Source organism: Alishewanella sp. WH16-1, from assembly GCF_001441695.1.
Classification (GTDB): domain Bacteria; phylum Pseudomonadota; class Gammaproteobacteria; order Enterobacterales; family Alteromonadaceae; genus Alishewanella; species Alishewanella agri.
On sequence record NZ_LCWL01000011.1, the window covers coordinates 1 to 17018 of the forward strand.

Below are 17018 nucleotides of genomic sequence, written 5' to 3' on the forward strand. Positions count from 1 at the left end.
ATCCCGCCTCCTACTCGATCCTGATAACGGTGCTGAATAGCTATTAAGCGTTTAGATGTCTGGAAATATAAACGTCTTAACTCTTGATTGTTGTGGCATGATCGTATAGAAATACCAATAGTAGCTATAAGGCTAATTTATTGTTCGCAGGCCAAAATCTGGGCCATACTGTTCATAATACATTGCAATTAACACAGGGTTTACTGATGGTTGCAGATCTCCTTTTAGAAGCAGCGGCGCTGATGTTTATTGGCATGGTCGCAGTGTATACGTTCCTGTTCTTGCTGGTCGTGCTGTTAAGGCTGATGAGTCATACCGTGCAGCGTTACTTTCCGGTTAAGCAAGCCGAACAATCTACCAAACTGGAAACTGCCTCCAGTCAAACTGTCTCGCCTGCGGTTGTCGCTGCCATCGGGGCAGCTGTGCATCAATACCGCCAAAAACAATAATTGATAAAGAGGATACTGGCATGTCTAAGCCCTTGTTATTAACCGAACTGGTGCTGCGTGATGCGCATCAATCTTTACTGGCCACCAGGCTGCGATTGGAAGATATGCTGCCCATTGCCAGTAAATTAGACCAGGTAGGCTATTGGTCAGTCGAATCCTGGGGTGGTGCGACCTTTGACGCTTGTATCCGTTATCTGGGCGAAGATCCCTGGCATCGGATCCGGGAATTAAAGAAAGCGATGCCAAATACCAAGCAGCAAATGTTGCTGCGTGGTCAGAATTTACTCGGTTACCGCCATTACGCCGATGATGTGGTGACCCGATTTGTTGAGCGCGCGCATGAAAACGGCGTCGATGTGTTCCGGATTTTCGATGCAATGAACGATATCCGCAACCTGCAAACGGCAGTTCAGGCCGCGATTAAAGTGGGGGCACATGCCCAGGGCACGATTTCTTACACCGTTAGCCCGGTCCATACCATAGATAGCTGGGTAGATATGGCACGACAGCTGGAAGATATGGGCTGCGACTCAATTTGTATTAAAGATATGGCGGGTTTGCTGAAGCCTTATGATTGCGAAGAGCTGGTTACCCGTATTAAAGAGTCGGTGAAGATCCCATTGGCGATGCAATGCCATGCCACCACCGGTTTGAGTACTGCGACTTATCAGAAAGCGGTGGATGCCGGTATCGATATGTTAGATACTGCCATTTCCTCGATGAGTATGACCTATGGCCATAGTGCAACCGAAACCTTGGTAGCTATTACCGAAAACACCGAACGTGATACCGGCCTGAATATGGAATTGCTGGCAGAAATTGCTGCCTATTTCCGCGACGTGCGGAAGAAGTACGCCAAGTTTGAAGGTTCGCTAAAAGGTATTGACGCCCGTATTCTGTTAGCACAGGTTCCCGGTGGTATGCTGACCAATATGGAAAGCCAGCTAAAAGAGCAGGGCGCACTGGAAAAACTGGACGAGGTATTAAAAGAAATTCCCCGCGTGCGCGAAGATCTCGGCTATATTCCACTGGTGACACCAACTTCACAAATTGTCGGCACTCAGGCGGTACTTAATGTGTTAACCGGCGAGCGTTATAAGAGTATCACCAAAGAAACCGCAGGCGTGTTAAAAGGCGAGTATGGTGCGACACCTGCACCGGTTAATACTGAACTACAGCAAAAAGTGCTGGCTGGCGGCAAGGCGATTACCTGTCGGCCAGCCGATGTGCTGACGCCAGAACTTGAAAAGCTCACTACGGAATTATCCGAGCTGGCGAAAACTGAAAACATCGATTTAGCGTCAGAGCTGGTCGATGATGTGCTGACCTATGCGCTGTTCCCGCAAGTTGGTTTAAAATTCCTGAAAAACCGCAATAACCCTGCCGCCTTCGAGCCGGCGCCAGATTTGGTCGATGAACCGGTAAAAACAACGTCATCCAGTCAGTCTAAGCCGATAAGCACTGCTGGCCCTGCCAGTTATAGCGTACGGGTTGATGGGAAGGTTTATGAAGTTGAAGTCGCACCCAGTGGTGAGCTCAGCAGTGTTAAGCCTGTGGTGTCAGAAAATATCCCGGGCAGTGCCTCTGTTACCGGTAGCACCACGTTAAATTCACCGCTGGCCGGCAATATCTGGAAAGTCGTCACCAAGGCCGGTGCCAGTGTTAAGCGCGGTGACGTGGTGATCATTATGGAAGCGATGAAGATGGAAACCGAGGTGCGTGCCGTGGCCGATGGTGTTGTGGCAAAAATTCACGTTGCCGCCGGCGATGCCGTTGCCAATGGCGATGTGTTAATCAGCTTTGAATAAACCCGGTCGTCGTTAAGGATTAGAAATGGAAGCATTACAAACGCTGATTGCCTCGACCGGTCTAGTCAACTTCACGCCTGGTCAGATCGTGATGATGTTGGTTGGGGTCGTTTTGCTGTATCTGGCGATTGCCAGAGGTTTTGAACCCTTGCTACTGGTGCCGATTGGTTTTGGCGCCATCCTGACTAATATCCCACTGGCAGGGATGGGGGAGCCGGGTGGTATTCTGTATTTGTTTTATGAAATGGGGATTACCTCCGGTCTTTTTCCATTACTGATCTTCCTTGGCGTGGGCGCCATGACCGATTTTGGTGCCCTGATTGCCAACCCAAGGACCATGTTCTTAGGTGCTGCCGCTCAGTTCGGGATCTTTGCGACCTTATTTGGCGCTATCGCGTTGAATTGGGTGCCAGGCTTAAGTTTTACGCTCAAAGAGGCGTCTGCCATTGCGATTATCGGTGGTGCTGATGGTCCGACTGCCATTTTCCTGGCATCGCGGCTAGCACCAGATCTGCTCGGTGCGATAGCCGTGGCGGCATACTCCTATATGGCTTTGGTGCCCTTGATCCAACCGCCGATTATGCGGGCCCTGACTACCGAAGCCGAGCGCAAAATTCAGATGACACAGCTTAGGGTGGTCAGTAAGCGTGAGAAAATTGTGTTTCCGTTATTGCTACTGCTGCTAACCATCTTACTGTTACCAACAGCAGCACCACTGATCGGAATGTTCTGTTTAGGTAATCTGATGAAAGAGTGCGGGGTTGTTGACCGCCTGAGTAAAACGGCCCAGAACGAGCTGATTAATATCGTAACAATTTTCCTTGGTTTAGCGGTTGGCTCGCGCTTAAGTGCAGATAAGTTCCTGACCACCCAAACGCTGGGCATTTTGGTGTTGGGGATGATTGCCTTTGCAATAGGAACTGCTGCCGGGGTGTTAATGGCCAAGCTAATGAATAAGGTATCGAAGCAACCGATTAACCCACTAATCGGTTCGGCCGGTGTGTCGGCGGTGCCGATGGCGGCCAGGGTATCGAATAAATTGGGCCTGGAAGCGGACCCGCATAACTTCCTGTTGATGCATGCAATGGGGCCAAATGTCGCTGGTGTGATTGGCTCGGCAGTCGCAGCGGGGATCTTGTTAGCCTTAGTCGGTTAATCGATACTACAAAAAAATAGCCCGCGCTGCGGGCTATTTTTTTAGCTAAATCCAAGCAGCAAAGGTCTACATGCCCTAGGGCGCAGCTTGCTCAGTATCGCTATCGCTCTGGCGTTTGGCCAGATAGTGTTGCTGCTGCTGTTGTAGCTGGCTCAGCAGGGTTCGGGCGGTGGCACTGAATTGCTGTTTTTCGTTACCCGCCAGCGGCGTGGCCTGCGGCAATTTTACGGTACGTGGATTACGATGTACGCCAGCCACGATAAATTCATAATGCAAATGGGCACCGGTAACCCGACCCGAGGCTCCCAACCGGCCTATGGTTTGGCCTTGCTTTACCCTTTGCCCGACTTTAACGTCACGGCGGGATAAATGCAGGTATTTGGTGGTGACATTATTCGCATGTTGAATAAAGACATAATGACCATTCAGATTATTAAAAGCGGAATGCGTTACCCGACCATCACCGGCTGCCATAATTGGCGTACCAACAGGGGCCACATAGTCAGTGCCATTATGGGCCCGCACTGTACCTAATACCGGGTGCAGGCGCCTTGGATTAAAATTAGAACTGACGTACTGAAAACTTACCGGGGCGCGCAAAAAAGCCTGACGCATGCTCTGACCATTCGGTTTATAGTAGTTGCCGTCAGAGTGCAGGATGGCTTGATATACCTCGCCCTGATTGGTAAATTCTGCCGCCAGAATAGTACCGTTACCCAATGGCTCGCCTTCCAGATATTCGGCATTAAATAATACGGCGAAGCTATCACCGGCGCGTAAATCCAGCGCAAAATCGATATCCCAGCCAAAGACACCGGCCAGTTGCATGATCTGGCTTTCCGTTAAGCCGGCAGCCAGACCGGCATGCCAGAAACTACTGCGGATTTCACCGGCGGCGAATTGTTGCTGCAACTCAACCGTTTTTTTACTGGTAGCGGCACTAAAACCGCCATCGCTCTGACGTGAGACTTCCAAGGTTTCCAGGCGGTTAATGGCATAGCGTAATTGCTGCAGTTCGCCTTGCTGATCCAGACCAAACTCAATTTGCTCGCCAGGAAATAACCGGGTTAGGGTGCGGGTTGGCCGGCCCAGATCCAGGATCTGTTGCATGGTTTGCTGGCTTACTCCGGCCTTGCGGAACAGACCCGATAAAATATCGCCGGATTGCACAGAGACGGTTACCCAGTTTAACCCCGGTTCAGCGCCTGGTTGTTGTGATGTGGGTTCTGGCATATCGGCTGTTGTATTGGTTAGGTCGCTATCCGTTGCGGTGTTTGACAGTTCTGCGGCAACAGCGTCACGTAATTCGTCACTGACAAAATTATCGATGGCGGCAAGGTCTAATCCGGTAGCAATCTCATCTGCCGGGCGCTCAGTATTGCGCGATGCCGAGGCGTGTTCGGACGGCATCAGTAGTAAAATGGCTAGCAGCACGGAAACCAACAGAATCAACAGACGGTGGCGGGAAGGTAATTGCGAGACCAGTTGTTGCATCGGGAAATACCATCGAGTTGAAAATGCACAAAAACCGAGCATAAACCCTTTTTTTCGGTGATACCAGACTTTTCTGCGTTTCGTCATGGCGGAACATCAGCTAGAATGGCTGTTCTATGAGCGAAAAAGCAAGATTGCAGGAGTATAAAATGGCCGATTGGGCACAGGCATTAGCAGAGCTGAAACGCGGTTGCGAAGAAATTCTGCTGGAAGAAGAGCTAATTGCCAAATTAAAAGAAGGCAAGCCGCTAAAGATCAAGGCCGGCTTTGATCCTACGGCTCCTGATTTGCATTTAGGCCATACGGTACTTATTAATAAATTACGGACTTTCCAGCAACTGGGTCATGAAGTGATTTTCCTGATCGGTGACTTTACCGGCATGATTGGCGATCCGAGCGGTAAAAACGTGACCCGTAAGCCGCTAAGCCGTGAAGATGTGCTGGCAAACGCCGAAACCTACAAAGAACAGGTGTTTAAAATTCTGGATCCGGCGAAAACCCGGGTAGCCTTTAACTCGCAGTGGATGGGCGAGCTGGGCGCAGCCGGTATGATTAAGCTGGCGTCACGCCAGACGGTCGCGCGAATGCTGGAGCGCGACGATTTTAAAAAGCGCTTTGCTAACAACCAGTCGATCTCGATCCACGAGTTCCTCTATCCGCTGGTACAGGGCTGGGACTCCGTAGCATTAGAAGCCGATGTCGAGATGGGCGGTACCGATCAGCGCTTTAACCTGCTAATGGGCCGTGAGCTGCAAAAAGAAGAAGGTATGCGGCCGCAAACCGTAATGATGGTGCCATTACTGGAAGGTCTGGACGGTGTGCAGAAGATGTCCAAGTCGCTGGGCAACTATGTCGGCATTACCGATGCCCCGACCGAGATGTTTGGCAAAATCATGTCGATTTCTGACGATCTGATGTGGCGCTACTATGGCTTGTTAAGCTTCCGGCCGTTAGCGGAAATCCAGCAGTTAAAGCAGGATGTGTCAGCCGGTGCCAACCCGCGCGATGTGAAGATTTTACTGGCAAAAGAGATTATTGCCCGTTTCCATGATGAGACCGCTGCTGAAGCGGCGCATCAGGATTTTATTCAGCGTTTTAGCAAAAATGCTTTACCAGATGATATTCCGGAAGTGCTGCTAAGCTGTGAGGGACAGGCAATGCCGATTGCTAACTTACTAAAAGAAGCGGGTTTGGTTGACAGCACTTCAGAAGCAATCCGGATGATTAAGCAAGGCGCGGTGAAATTAAACGGTGAGCAAAAGATTGAAGATAGCAAACTGGATGTCGCGAAAGGCAGCAGCCAAATTTATCAGGTCGGTAAACGTAAGTTTGCCAAAGTCACCTTGCAGTAATGACCGGCCTGGCAGCGAATGTCGTCTGCCAAACGTAGTCTTTTCAACACAGCCGGTTGTTTAACGCCGGCTGTGTCATTTTTGGCGGCAGCATTGGGCGAAGTCCGAAAAAAGAAACGGTGGAACGGTATGTTAGGACGTTTATTATTTAGCGGTTGTCTGTTGCTTAGTCTGGTGGCTTGTAGTTTGTCGCCGCAAGCTCCCAGTCGCACGGTTAGCGCAGCTGAGCAACTGGTACTGGCCGAGCAGCGTGGCCAGTTGGTGTTGCATTGGCCGGAGCAGCGCAGTGAGCGTGTTGCGGTAAATAATAAACGGCGTTTTCTGGCTTATGCCGGTCAGGGCGAGTTATTGATCGATCTGCAACAGACACAGGAGTTACAACTCAGGCTGAATCAACAGCTGCTGACGCTTACAGCCACAGCGCAACAGCAACGGATTGATATTTCGAAGCTAACCCGTAATGGCGAGAACCGGCTGGAGTTGGTTAGTATCAAGCCGGCCAATGCACAGGTACAAATTAGCATCCCTTATCCGACATTACGCAGCGATCTGACCTCTTATGCCACCGCCTTTAGTGCCGTTGACCAGTTAATAGAGCAGGAGATCAGGCAAGGCTTTCCCGGTGCCGTGCTAGTGGTGGTAAAAGATGGCGTCATTATTAAACACAGTGCCTATGGCTATGCCGAGCGTTACCAGGCGGACGGAACACTGCTGAGCCAGCCGCGGCTGATGCAAACCGATACGCTGTTTGATATCGCCTCTAACAGTAAAATGTATGCCACTAACTATGCGCTGATGCGCTTAGTCAGTGAGGGTAAGCTGGATGTGACTAAGCCGGTACAGCATTATCTGCCTGAGTATCAGGGCGATGGCCGCGAGCAGCGCACGGTCAGTGACCTGCTGTACCACACAGCCGGCTATGCGCCCGAGGTGCATTTTTTCCGCCCGGATAACCGGCATGGCCCGCAGTTCTATTCGTTAAATAAAGCCGATACCGAGCAGCTTATTCTGACTCAGGTCCCGTTTGCGACTGAGCGTGGCACGGCCGCAGTCTACAGTGATGTCGACTATATGCTGCTGGGGATGCTAATTGAGCGACTCAGTGGCCTGTCACTGGATCAGTATCTGCGTCAGCAGTTTTATTTACCGCTGGGGTTATCCCACACCCTGTTTAATCCGCTGCAACATGGCTTTAGCCGCGATCAGATTGCCGCAACAGAGCTCGATGGTAACAGCCGTGGCGGCCGGGTTAGTTTTCCGGCCAATCGTAGCGGCGTGATTGTCGGCGAGGTGCATGACGAAAAAGCCTTTTATTCATTTCAGGGCGTGGCAGGCCATGCCGGTTTGTTTAGCACCGCTGAAGAACTGGCCGTGTTGATGGCGTTAAGTTTACAAGGTGGTGGTTATGGCTGGCAGCAGTTTTTTACACCGGCAACCCTGGCACAGTTTGTGGCGCCGTCACCCTATGACCATCGCTTTGGACTGGGCTGGCGCACCGCAGTGCAGGGCGACTTAAACTGGCACTTTGGTGCCTATGCCAGTGACAGTGCCTATGGTCATACCGGTTGGACCGGCACTGCGACAGTGATCGATCCGGAACAGCAATTATTGGTGGTACTACTTACCAATAAAAAGCACAGCCCAATCGTTGCCGAGGGTGACAGCTACCGTTTTAGCGGAGATAGCTTTGAAACCGGACGGTATGGCTCCATCTTAACCCTTATTTATCAGGCTTTACCGTAAAAGGACCGACTATGTTTTTGATTGACCAGCTTATTCTCGTTGCCTCTGTGCTGATTCTACTGGGTATTCTGTCCAGTAAGCTGTCGGCCCGGTTGGGTTTACCGATGCTGGTGCTGTTTTTATTAGTCGGGATGTTAGCCGGAGAGGAAGGGTTTGGTCGTTTAGCCTTTAACAACCCGCAGTTCGCGCATGCGGTCGGTACCATAGCACTGGCTTTTATTCTGTTCGACGGTGGTTTACAAACTCCCCTCAGTGCGGTGAAAAAGGTGTGGAAACCCGCGTCGATTCTGGCAACCTTGGGGGTTATGGTGACAGCGCTGCTCACCGGTGTCGCGGCCAGTTATATTCTGTCAATCAGCTTAATGGAAGGTTTGCTGATCGGCGCTATCGTCGGTTCAACTGATGCCGCAGCGGTATTCTCACTGTTACGTAATGCCGGTATTAATCTGAACGAACGCTTGAAGTCGACTCTGGAAATTGAGAGTGCCTCGAACGACCCGATGGCAATTTTCCTAACAGTCACATTGCTGGAAGTGCTGGTAAATGGCTTAAAACCCGGTGTTGGCGTATTGCAGCTGTTCTTTTTACAGATGGGTGGCGGCGCCTTAGTCGGCTTATTGATTGGTTATCTGACGCTGCAACTGCTGCACCGGATCCAACTGCAGGCAACCGGCTTATATCCGGTGTTGGTAGCGGCTGCCGGTTTACTATCCTTTGGTCTGGCGGCTAATCTCGGTGGCAGTGGCTTCCTGGCCATCTTTATCTGTGGTGTGATGATTGGAAATAACAAATTTTCGTTTCAGAAAACGACCTTTCTGTTCCATGATGGTTTGGCCTGGCTAAGCCAGATTATGATGTTCGTGATGTTAGGGTTACTGATTAACCCCAGCTCACTGCTGGATGTTTGGTGGCAAGGGTTACTGATCGCCGCAGTGCTAATTTTTGTCGCCCGACCATTGGCGGTATTGCCGGTGCTGAAATGGTTTGGCTTTTCACTACGGCAGATGACTCTGGTGTCCTGGGTTGGGCTGCGTGGCTCAGTACCGATTATCCTGGCGATTTTTCCACTAATGTATGGCTTGCCGGGTGCGGAACTTATTTTCAACGCGGTGTTTTTCGTGGTGTTAATTTCCGCAACCTTACAAGGCTCCACTCTGGCTTGGGTTGCTAAAAAGTTGGATTTGATTGAACCGGTAACAGCCAAGCCAGCGGCAACACTGGAAATTACCGCCTTAGGGGATGTTGACGCCGAAATTGTCGAGTACACCCTGGCAGCAGGATCGAGAGCGATCAATCGCCGCTTGTCCCGGATGGCCTTACCTGAGGGGGTGGTGGTTGCCATGATTACCCGGCAGGAGCAAATTATTCCGCCGCGAGGTTCAACGGTGCTAGAGGCTGGTGATCATCTGTTTGTGGTGCTGAAAAAAGATTATAAACCGATGCTGGAGCAAATTTTTTCTGAGCCAGGTTTTATTAACCCTGAATTACCCACTACGCTAAGGTTAAAAGGGGCGAGTCGGTTTAGTGATCTGGCTTGGTGTTATAACCTGGATTTTACGGGGCAGGATGCTGAGCTAACATTGGATGAGTATTGCCGGGAAAAACTGAGCACTGAGGTTGTGGCTGGAGCTGAGGTAATTATCGGCGCGATAAAATTAACTGTGGATGAAATTGTCGGTAACCGCATTACCACAATACGACTGGATACCCGGCTGGAAAGCGATTAAACGCCCGATAACGCATAGCGGCGAACTGGTACGCGTCGGCGGCCTGGACGAAAAGCTGGATACTGGCATTGCCATTATGCTGGATGTAGAAAAGGCGCTTGGCCTGACCGAACATATCAAAAAGCTGGAACAGCAAAAGCCGCTGGACGCCTGATAAGCAGCCGTTAGCGGCCGTACGCTAACTAAGCAACCAATACACCACCGGCAGGGTCACTAAGCCAGCCAGAATACCAAAACCGATCACGCCGCTGACTAAGCGTGGCGCCAGACCTGCCATAATGGCGATAGCGCCGGCCGAAATCATCGGCGGCATCGCCGCCTGAAAGATACTGATTTGTACCGCCAGACCTTCCTGTCCCAGCGCGCGCCAAATTAGCCAGGCACTGATTGGCATCAAAGCCAGTTTGATGCAGAGTGCGCTAATCAAAGGTGACACTTCAGCTTTACTAAAGCGGAAACTGAGCTGAAAGCCAACCGCAATCATCACCACCGGCACCAGGGTCGCGGCCAGATTATCCACCAGTGATACTGCCAGTGGCGGCAGACTAAAATCCCGGATCAGCAAGCCAACGATCAACGCAATAAAAGACGGAAAACCAATAATCTTCAGCAAAATCGCCTTGGGGGTTGGCTTAGTCATTGTTGGGCTATAGATCGCCGCCACGATAGTGACATAGGTTGCCAGCGCAATAAAGGAACCAATCTGGTCATACACCACGGCATAAGGCATGGCGGTTTGACCAAACAGCGCTTCGGTCATCGGAAAGCCAAGAAAAGAGGTATTGCCCAGCGGCAGGATCACCAGCAAAGCCCCGGTGACTTCGCGGGACCAGCCAAATAACCGGCTGAGTAGCAATACTGTGGCCACCACCACCAACAGCAGCAACCAGGGGGTGACAGCCGGGATCAACAGGGCAAAGGAGAACTCCAGCAACTTGATATTTTTCAGGATCAGCGCCGGTAATGCCACATAGAGCACATAGATATTCAGCACTAAACCACTGTTGTCCGGCATGGCGGGTAAACGGCGTAACAGCATGCCAATAAGCAAATAGGCCAATACCAGGTAAAAATTTTCCATCTTCTACTCGCTGTTGGTTAAAGGGGCAGAACGCGAAATTAACTGTTCCTTAGCGGCTTTACTGAGTTGCTTAACCTGATACTCAGCTTTACTGGCGCTGGCGCGACAGGGGTAAGGCTGTTGATAAACCAGGGTCAGCGGGCCCTTACCACGCAGCGACTTAGCGCCACCGGCTAATTCGCCCCGATGTTGGCGCAGGCGCCGCACCGGATCGGTACTAATGCCGGTATAGAGTTGCCCTTGTGCGGTACGGATCAGATAAAGATACCAGTCGGACACGGCATCATATCTCCGGCGCCGTCGCCCTGCTATAATAGCCGGCTGACACAGCTTGACGAAAAACTAGTTCGGAACATCGCATGCAATTTCAAACCCTGGCTCTGGCAGAGCCTATTCTACGTGTTTTAGCTGAGCAGGGCTATCAGGCTGCTACGCCAGTGCAGCAGCAAGCTATCCCGCCGATCCTGAGTGGCAAAGATGTGCTGGCTGGCGCCCAAACCGGTACCGGCAAAACGGCGGCATTCACCTTACCATTGCTGCAACAACTGCTCAATGCGCCGAAAGTCTTACAACCAGCCCAAGTCAGAGTATTGGTATTAACGCCCACCCGCGAGCTGGCGCAACAGGTATTTGAAAGTGTGCAAACCTATAGCCGCTATTTGTCAGTGCGGTGTGCCGTATTTTATGGCGGGGTGTCAATCCGGCCGCAATATGATGAGGCTGAGCAAGGGCTGGATATTCTGGTCGCCACGCCGGGGCGTTTAATTGATCATCTACATCAACAGACCATTGATTTAAGTCAGCTGGAAGTGCTGGTGCTGGATGAAGCAGACCGCATGCTGGATATGGGGTTTATTGTTGATATTAAACGCATTATGGCCAAGTTGCCGGCACAGCGGCAAACCCTGCTGTTTTCGGCGACCTATTCCAAAGAGATTAAAATTCTGGCCGATGAGCTGTTAAATAAGCCGGTGTTAATTGAGGTTGCCACCGCCAACGCAACTGCAGACCGCGTCACCCAACAAGTTTATCTGGTCGATCGTCATCGCAAGCGCGAATTGATTTCGCATATGATTGGCATGCAAAATTGGCCACAGGTGCTGATCTTTGTCCGCACCAAACATGGTGCCGACCGGCTGGCGAAACAACTGCAAAAAGACGGCCTGACCACAGCCGCGATCCATGGCGATAAGGCGCAGGGAGCAAGGCAACGCGCACTGGACGAATTTAAACAGGGTAAGGTGCGGATCTTAGTGGCGACCGATATCGCCGCCCGTGGTTTGGATATCAGTGAGTTACCCTATGTGGTGAACTACGATCTGCCTCAGGTGGCCGAGGACTATGTACACCGTATCGGCCGCACCGGGCGTGCTGGTTTAAGTGGCGTAGCGGTCACGCTGGTGGGGCCGGATGAACTCGGCGCTTTGCAGGATATTGAAAAACTGACCCAGCAGGTCCTGCCAACCCAGATCGTACCGGGTTATGAGCACGACCCCAGTTTTCAGCCACCAGAAGAACAGCTGGCGCGTAAACCCGGACAGCGGCCAGGTGCTCGGCATGATGGCCCGGCGAAAAAGCAATCTGCCGGCAAACTTAAAGCCAAACTCAGAGCTAAAGCACTGGGTAAGGCCTAACAACACCGCGACACAACAGTTTCACAACAGCGGCGGCAGCGGGTGCGGCCGCTACTGCTTATTCAATCAGACTTAAAATATCTGCCACCAGATCATCCATTGCCAACAACAAGCTTTACAGTAATAAGGTTAATTCATAGAGAAGCTTTTGCACATTTTGCCGGCTATCCATTAGCAGTAGCAGCTCAAGCTGTTGCTGCTTAGCATCCACCCGATAAAACAGCAGATTATGTTTATCCAACTGCCATTGCCGGTATTCGGTTAAGCCCAGCTTGAACAAGCGTTCGCTAATTGGCGCAATCAGTGGCTGCGCGGGTAAAGTCGTGGCGATCTGCTCTTTAATACTCGCCAGTGTTTTTTCCGCTAGTTCTGCGGAATACTTTTCAGTTAAAAATGCCTGCAATCTTTGGCGGGATAAACGAAACAGTGGCGAGGCGACCAGCTTGTAGCCACTAGTCAAAGGCTTGCTCCAGCGTTAACGCCTTATCTTGTAATGATTTTTCAGAAAGTTTTAATAATTTTAATAAAGCGAGGGTATCCTGCTGGAATTGATAATCCTGATAGGACTGCACCACAAAAGCCGGCTTACCGTTTTTGGTTATCAGTAGCTCTTCCTGTAGCTCCAGTGTATTGGCATGTTCTTTCAGGTAGGTAATGGTCTCAGTTTGCATTGGCCGTCCTTTAAAAGACTTTTTTCAGACTGATTCAGCTTAGCAGAGAGTATTGCAGGCGGCAAATAGCGAGCTAACTGCGATAGAGGGTTTTGATCAAATGAAAGCCAAACTGGGTTTTAACCGGCCCTTGCACACTTAACAGCGGCCCTTTAAAGACCGCATCATCAAAGGGCTTGACCATCTGGCCTTTACGAAACTCACCGAGGTCACCGCCTTTTTTTCCAGACGGACACAATGAGTGTTGTTTTGCCAGTTTGCCAAAGTCGGCGCCTTGCTCCAGCTGCTTTTTCAGCTTTTCCGCTTGTTCGCGGCTTTTTACCAGAATATGTAAGGCGCAGGCTTTGGCCATGGTCGTTACTCTCGCGATTAGCCAGCAGGTTGCTGCTGGGTGATACAGTGAATATTACCGCCGCCCAGCAGGATTTCCCGGCCGGGTACCGTCACTACCTGATGCGCCGGGAACAGCTGCTGCAGGATCTCTGCTGCGACCTGATCGTTCGGATCATCAAAGGTGGGCAGAATTAAGCCGCCATTACATAAATAGAAATTAATGTAAGAGCCGGCCAGACGGGCATTGGCTTCGCGAGGGATCGCGGCCATTGACTGATCGACAGACGCATATTCTTCGGCTTTGGCGATAATCGGCGCAGGTACCGGCAGCTTATGCACCTTAATTTTGCGGCCCTTCGCATCGGTACTGGCTTCTAAATAGTCCAGCGCCGCTTTGCTGCGGGCATACTGCGGATCGTTCTTATCGTCAGTCCAGGCTAACAACACTTCACCGGGTTTGACAAAGCAAGCCATATTATCGACATGACCGTCAGTTTCATCATTAAAGATGCCGTCTTCCAGCCACAGCACTTTTTCAATCGCCAGATGCTCGCGCAGCATGGCTTCAATCTGTTCGCGGCTTAAATGCGGGTTGCGGTTGGCATTGAGCAAGCATTCAGCTGTGGTCAGCAGGGTGCCTTCACCATCGACATGAATAGCGCCACCTTCCAGCACAAAGCCCTCGGTGCGGTAGCGCGGCAGCTGCTCAATGCCAAGAATTTTACTGGCAACCTGATCATCGCGATCCCAGGGGAAATACAGGCCGCCATTCAGGCCACCCCAGGCGTTAAAGGTCCAGTCCACGCCACGGACTTCTCCTTTACCATTGGTAACAAAGGTCGGGCCGGTATCACGGCACCAGGCGTCATTATTGGAAATTTCGACCACCCGGATTGGGAACTTGGTATTGGCCTGGCTGAGCTGGGCGTAGGCATTGGCATACTGTGCCGCCGATACGCCAACCGATACCGGTTCAAAGCCGGCAATGGCTTTAATGACGGTAACAAAGGCGGCTTGTGCCGGCTTGGCACCTAAACGCCAGCTGTCAGTGCGCTCTGGCCAAATCATCCAGGTTTGCTTATGCGGCGCCCACTCGGGCGGCATACTAAAGCCGTCTTGTTTTGGGGTAGAGGTTAGCGTTTGGCTCACTTGCTGTTCTCCGGGTTGATTTTGCCGTCTTTGGTCAGCAGCGTATCGTAGATATCGATGCGACGATCACGGAACACGCCCCAGGCGCGACGAATGGCAGCCACTTCATCTAAATCAAAGGTATGGACCAGTACGGATTCGTCAGTTTCGTTCGCTTCCTGTACCTTGGCACCGCTGTGGTCAGCAATAAAGGAGCTGCCATAGAAGGTAATGGAGAAATCGCCCTCGGTTTCAGTACCAATGCGGTTAGATACGATCACCGGCGTTAAGTTTGCCGCCGCATGACCCTGCTGCGTGCGCTGCCAGTGGTCGCGGGAATTAATAGTGGCATCATGCGGCTCACTACCAATGGCAGTGGGGTAGAAAATCAGCTCAGCGCCCTGCAGTGCCATACTACGGGCACACTCCGGGAACCACTGGTCCCAGCAAATACCGACGCCCACTTTGGCATAACGGGTATTCCAGACTTTAAAGCCAGTGTCGCCCGGGGTGAAGTAGTACTTTTCGCTGTAACCCGGGCCATCCGGAATATGGCTCTTGCGGTAAATGCCCATATTGCTGCCATCGGCATCCAGCATCACCACAGTGTTATACAGGCAGTTGCCGGCACGCTCATAGATGCTGATCGGCAGCACCACTGCCAGCTCTTTAGCAATCTTGGCAAAGTGTTTTACCGCCGGGTTTTCTTCTACCGGCACGGCAAAACCTAAATACTCAGGCTTTTGCTTTTGGCAGAAATAGTTACGTTCGAACAGTTCCTGTAACAGAATGATTTGTGCGCCCTGAGCCGCCGCCTGGCGCACCAGTTTTTCCGCGCGGGCGATATTTTCTTCGACATTCCAGCCACCAATCATCTGGGTAGCAGCAACCGTTACATTACGCATCAGATCTCTCCAAGTCAGCAGTGATAAGTCCGGTCTACAGGGTACCGGCGTATATAGCCGACATCAGCCTTGCCAGCATGTCGGCTATCGCTTTGCTGCCGCGGCGTCGCCGGGCAACAGGGCGCGCAAAATGCCGCATTTTCAGTCAGCCGTCAATCTTTTTTCGGCTTATTTGATCTGGCTGTTTTGCACGCTACAAAATTGTTGTTAACCTTAGCAAAATTTTACCGGAATTACTTGCCGCGGTGCGGTAAAAGCAGGACAAAAAGATGCAAAACCTAATAACCAGCGATGTGGTGATCAGCGGCGGCGGTATGGTCGGTGCCGCCCTGGCGGTTGCACTCAGTCGCTTAGGCTTGTCGATTACCGTGCTGGAGCGCCAGGCGCCAGCGCCGTTCGAGGCGCAAAGCGCGATTGATTTACGGGTGTCGTCGTTAAATCTGTGTTCCGAACGTTGGCTGACAGCACTCGGCGCCTGGCAAAACCTGCAGCAAATGCGGCTGTGTCCGTATCAATATTTACAGGCAGGCGAGGGCAAGGCGCAGCTGCGCTTTGCTGCCAGTGAAATTGGCGAGCTTCACCTTGGCCATATTGTCGAAAATAATTTGGTACAGCTGGCACTGTGGCAGCAGTTTGCTGAGTCAATCACGGTACTGACTGACTGTGAAATTACTGCGCTACGGCAAGACGAGCAGGGCGTGGAGCTAACGCTGAGCGATGGCCGTCAGCTGCAGTGCCTGCTGCTAATTGGCGCCGATGGTGCCCAGTCTAAAGTGCGGCAGCTGGCGCGCATTGGTACTGCCGGCTGGCAATATCAGCAAGCTTGTCTGGTGGCCTATGTCGATACACCTTATCCACAGCAGGATATTACCTGGCAGCAGTTTTACCCCAGCGGCCCGCGCGCCTTTTTACCCTTACCTGGCGCGCAGGCGTCCTTAGTCTGGTATGACGAAGCTGCCAAAGTGAAGCAATTGGCGGCGTTAAGCCCCAAAGCTTTAGAGCAGGCCTTTATTGAGGCGTTTCCGCCAGAGCTGGGTGCGATTAAGCTAAAAAGCTCAGCCTGGTTTCCGCTGGCGCGGATGCAGGCACAGCAATACGTAAAAGGCCGGGTGGTACTAGCCGGCGATGCGGCGCATACCATTAATCCGCTGGCCGGGCAGGGGGTGAACCTGGGCTTTGCTGATGCGATGTTATTGGTTGAACAGCTGGCGGCGAATTTAAGCGCCGGCAAGTCCCTCACGGATACGGATAGTTTACAGCAGTATCAGCGGCAGCGGCGTATGCAGAATACGCTGATGATGGGGGCGATGGATGTGATTTATCAGACCTTTAGCCGGGAGTCGGCGCCGCTGTCGTTGTTGCGAAAGCAGGGGCTTAGGTTAGCGGCCAAGGCAGGGATGGCGAAGCAGTTGTTAACTAAGTATGCCGTGGGGAATTCGGTGTTTTAAACCTGCTGCCTAGACGCCATAGTTTTAGATGCTGCCCGGTGCACTGAGTTAGAACCTTCGTAATGATTAGCACCAGTAGCGTTGAGATT

At 51.7% G+C, this 17018-nt stretch carries 17 protein-coding genes; 9 read left to right on the forward strand and 8 right to left on the reverse strand.

The genetic code is table 11. The features are described 5' to 3' along the window. Positions 1-206: 206 nt before the first annotated feature. The 3 genes from AAY72_RS01865 to AAY72_RS01875 are packed head-to-tail and all read left to right on the forward strand — an operon-like array spanning position 207 to position 3413. Positions 207-449 carry an OadG family transporter subunit gene (locus AAY72_RS01865; RefSeq protein WP_057785391.1) on the forward strand — a complete coding sequence of 81 codons (243 nt, stop codon included), beginning with the start codon at positions 207-209 and terminating at the stop codon, positions 447-449. Between the two features lie 20 nt (positions 450-469). Beyond that, on the forward strand, positions 470-2257 hold the full coding sequence (oadA, locus tag AAY72_RS01870) for a sodium-extruding oxaloacetate decarboxylase subunit alpha (protein WP_057785381.1): 1788 nt from the start codon (positions 470-472) through the stop codon (positions 2255-2257). Between the two features lie 25 nt (positions 2258-2282). Next, positions 2283-3413, forward strand: a complete 1131-nt coding sequence (locus AAY72_RS01875) for a sodium ion-translocating decarboxylase subunit beta (RefSeq protein WP_057785382.1) — start codon at positions 2283-2285, stop codon at positions 3411-3413. A gap of 75 nt (positions 3414-3488) precedes the next feature. On the opposite strand, the gene AAY72_RS01880 is transcribed toward AAY72_RS01875, so the two are convergent. Beyond that, positions 3489-4907: a peptidoglycan DD-metalloendopeptidase family protein gene (locus AAY72_RS01880; protein ID WP_057785383.1), complete on the reverse strand. Its 1419-nt coding sequence runs from the start codon at positions 4905-4907 to the stop codon at positions 3489-3491. A 149-nt stretch (positions 4908-5056) separates the two neighbouring features. Between AAY72_RS01880 and tyrS the strand changes: the two genes are divergently transcribed. From tyrS to AAY72_RS01900, 4 genes are all read left to right on the forward strand, one after another. Beyond that, on the forward strand, positions 5057-6259 hold the full coding sequence (gene tyrS / locus AAY72_RS01885) for a tyrosine--tRNA ligase (protein ID WP_057785384.1): 1203 nt from the start codon (positions 5057-5059) through the stop codon (positions 6257-6259). Positions 6260-6388: 129 nt separating this feature from the next. Then, positions 6389-8002, forward strand: coding sequence for a penicillin binding protein PBP4B (gene pbp4b, locus AAY72_RS01890; protein ID WP_057785385.1), 1614 nt, complete (start codon positions 6389-6391; stop codon positions 8000-8002). Between the two features lie 11 nt (positions 8003-8013). Continuing rightward, positions 8014-9729: a potassium/proton antiporter gene (locus AAY72_RS01895; RefSeq protein WP_057785386.1), complete on the forward strand. Its 1716-nt coding sequence runs from the start codon at positions 8014-8016 to the stop codon at positions 9727-9729. Further along, a complete protein-coding gene (locus AAY72_RS01900; RefSeq protein ID WP_008951333.1) occupies positions 9668-9883 on the forward strand; it encodes a hypothetical protein in 216 nt (71 codons plus the stop codon). The genes AAY72_RS01895 and AAY72_RS01900 overlap by 62 nt, the downstream gene beginning before the upstream one ends. 24 nt (positions 9884-9907) lie before the next feature. On the opposite strand, the gene AAY72_RS01905 is transcribed toward AAY72_RS01900, so the two are convergent. Both AAY72_RS01905 and AAY72_RS01910 read right to left on the reverse strand, forming a co-directional pair. Then, the gene (locus AAY72_RS01905; protein WP_008607307.1) at positions 9908-10810 is read right to left on the reverse strand and encodes an AEC family transporter; all 903 of its coding nucleotides are present in this window, start codon (positions 10808-10810) and stop codon (positions 9908-9910) included. A gap of 3 nt (positions 10811-10813) precedes the next feature. Then, entirely contained in the window at positions 10814-11089 is a 276-nt protein-coding gene (locus tag AAY72_RS01910; RefSeq protein ID WP_008607308.1) for a GIY-YIG nuclease family protein, read from the reverse strand. A gap of 80 nt (positions 11090-11169) precedes the next feature. On the opposite strand from AAY72_RS01910, the gene AAY72_RS01915 reads away from it, so the two are divergent. Next, positions 11170-12444 carry a DEAD/DEAH box helicase gene (locus tag AAY72_RS01915; protein WP_008984330.1) on the forward strand — a complete coding sequence of 425 codons (1275 nt, stop codon included), beginning with the start codon at positions 11170-11172 and terminating at the stop codon, positions 12442-12444. Positions 12445-12559: 115 nt separating this feature from the next. Here the strand turns inward: AAY72_RS01915 and AAY72_RS01920 are convergent, their stop codons facing one another. From AAY72_RS01920 to aguB, 5 genes are all read right to left on the reverse strand, one after another. Beyond that, positions 12560-12904, reverse strand: coding sequence for a hypothetical protein (locus tag AAY72_RS01920; RefSeq protein WP_057785387.1), 345 nt, complete (start codon positions 12902-12904; stop codon positions 12560-12562). Then, positions 12897-13115 carry a type II toxin-antitoxin system prevent-host-death family antitoxin gene (locus AAY72_RS01925; protein ID WP_008607312.1) on the reverse strand — a complete coding sequence of 73 codons (219 nt, stop codon included), beginning with the start codon at positions 13113-13115 and terminating at the stop codon, positions 12897-12899. Before AAY72_RS01925 ends, AAY72_RS01920 begins: the two co-directional genes overlap by 8 nt. A gap of 73 nt (positions 13116-13188) precedes the next feature. After that, entirely contained in the window at positions 13189-13467 is a 279-nt protein-coding gene (ppiC, locus tag AAY72_RS01930) for a peptidylprolyl isomerase PpiC (RefSeq protein WP_008607313.1), read from the reverse strand. Positions 13468-13484: 17 nt separating this feature from the next. Beyond that, positions 13485-14597: an agmatine deiminase gene (gene aguA, locus AAY72_RS01935; protein WP_057785388.1), complete on the reverse strand. Its 1113-nt coding sequence runs from the start codon at positions 14595-14597 to the stop codon at positions 13485-13487. Continuing rightward, the gene (aguB, locus tag AAY72_RS01940; protein WP_304439232.1) at positions 14594-15484 is read right to left on the reverse strand and encodes an N-carbamoylputrescine amidase; all 891 of its coding nucleotides are present in this window, start codon (positions 15482-15484) and stop codon (positions 14594-14596) included. Before aguB ends, aguA begins: the two co-directional genes overlap by 4 nt. A 266-nt stretch (positions 15485-15750) precedes the next feature. Between aguB and AAY72_RS01945 the strand changes: the two genes are divergently transcribed. Continuing rightward, the gene (locus AAY72_RS01945) at positions 15751-16929 is read left to right on the forward strand and encodes an FAD-dependent oxidoreductase (protein ID WP_057785390.1); all 1179 of its coding nucleotides are present in this window, start codon (positions 15751-15753) and stop codon (positions 16927-16929) included. The last annotated feature ends 89 nt before the right edge of the window (positions 16930-17018 follow it).

What these genes read in the sequence shown, in the direction of transcription:
- pbp4b (WP_057785385.1), top strand. Translation starts at nt 6,389, where the DNA reads ATGTTAGGACGTTTATTATTTAGCGGTTGTCTGTTGCTTAGTCTGGTG.
- tyrS (WP_057785384.1), top strand. Translation starts at nt 5,057, where the DNA reads ATGGCCGATTGGGCACAGGCATTAGCAGAGCTGAAACGCGGTTGCGAA.
- AAY72_RS01945 (WP_057785390.1), top strand. Translation starts at nt 15,751, where the DNA reads ATGCAAAACCTAATAACCAGCGATGTGGTGATCAGCGGCGGCGGTATG.
- AAY72_RS01905 (WP_008607307.1), bottom strand. Translation starts at nt 10,810, where the DNA reads ATGGAAAATTTTTACCTGGTATTGGCCTATTTGCTTATTGGCATGCTG.
- AAY72_RS01880 (WP_057785383.1), bottom strand. Translation starts at nt 4,907, where the DNA reads ATGCAACAACTGGTCTCGCAATTACCTTCCCGCCACCGTCTGTTGATT.
- AAY72_RS01895 (WP_057785386.1), top strand. Translation starts at nt 8,014, where the DNA reads ATGTTTTTGATTGACCAGCTTATTCTCGTTGCCTCTGTGCTGATTCTA.
- AAY72_RS01925 (WP_008607312.1), bottom strand. Translation starts at nt 13,115, where the DNA reads ATGCAAACTGAGACCATTACCTACCTGAAAGAACATGCCAATACACTG.
- AAY72_RS01900 (WP_008951333.1), top strand. Translation starts at nt 9,668, where the DNA reads ATGAAATTGTCGGTAACCGCATTACCACAATACGACTGGATACCCGGC.
- AAY72_RS01865 (WP_057785391.1), top strand. Translation starts at nt 207, where the DNA reads ATGGTTGCAGATCTCCTTTTAGAAGCAGCGGCGCTGATGTTTATTGGC.
- oadA (WP_057785381.1), top strand. Translation starts at nt 470, where the DNA reads ATGTCTAAGCCCTTGTTATTAACCGAACTGGTGCTGCGTGATGCGCAT.
- AAY72_RS01875 (WP_057785382.1), top strand. Translation starts at nt 2,283, where the DNA reads ATGGAAGCATTACAAACGCTGATTGCCTCGACCGGTCTAGTCAACTTC.
- ppiC (WP_008607313.1), bottom strand. Translation starts at nt 13,467, where the DNA reads ATGGCCAAAGCCTGCGCCTTACATATTCTGGTAAAAAGCCGCGAACAA.
- AAY72_RS01915 (WP_008984330.1), top strand. Translation starts at nt 11,170, where the DNA reads ATGCAATTTCAAACCCTGGCTCTGGCAGAGCCTATTCTACGTGTTTTA.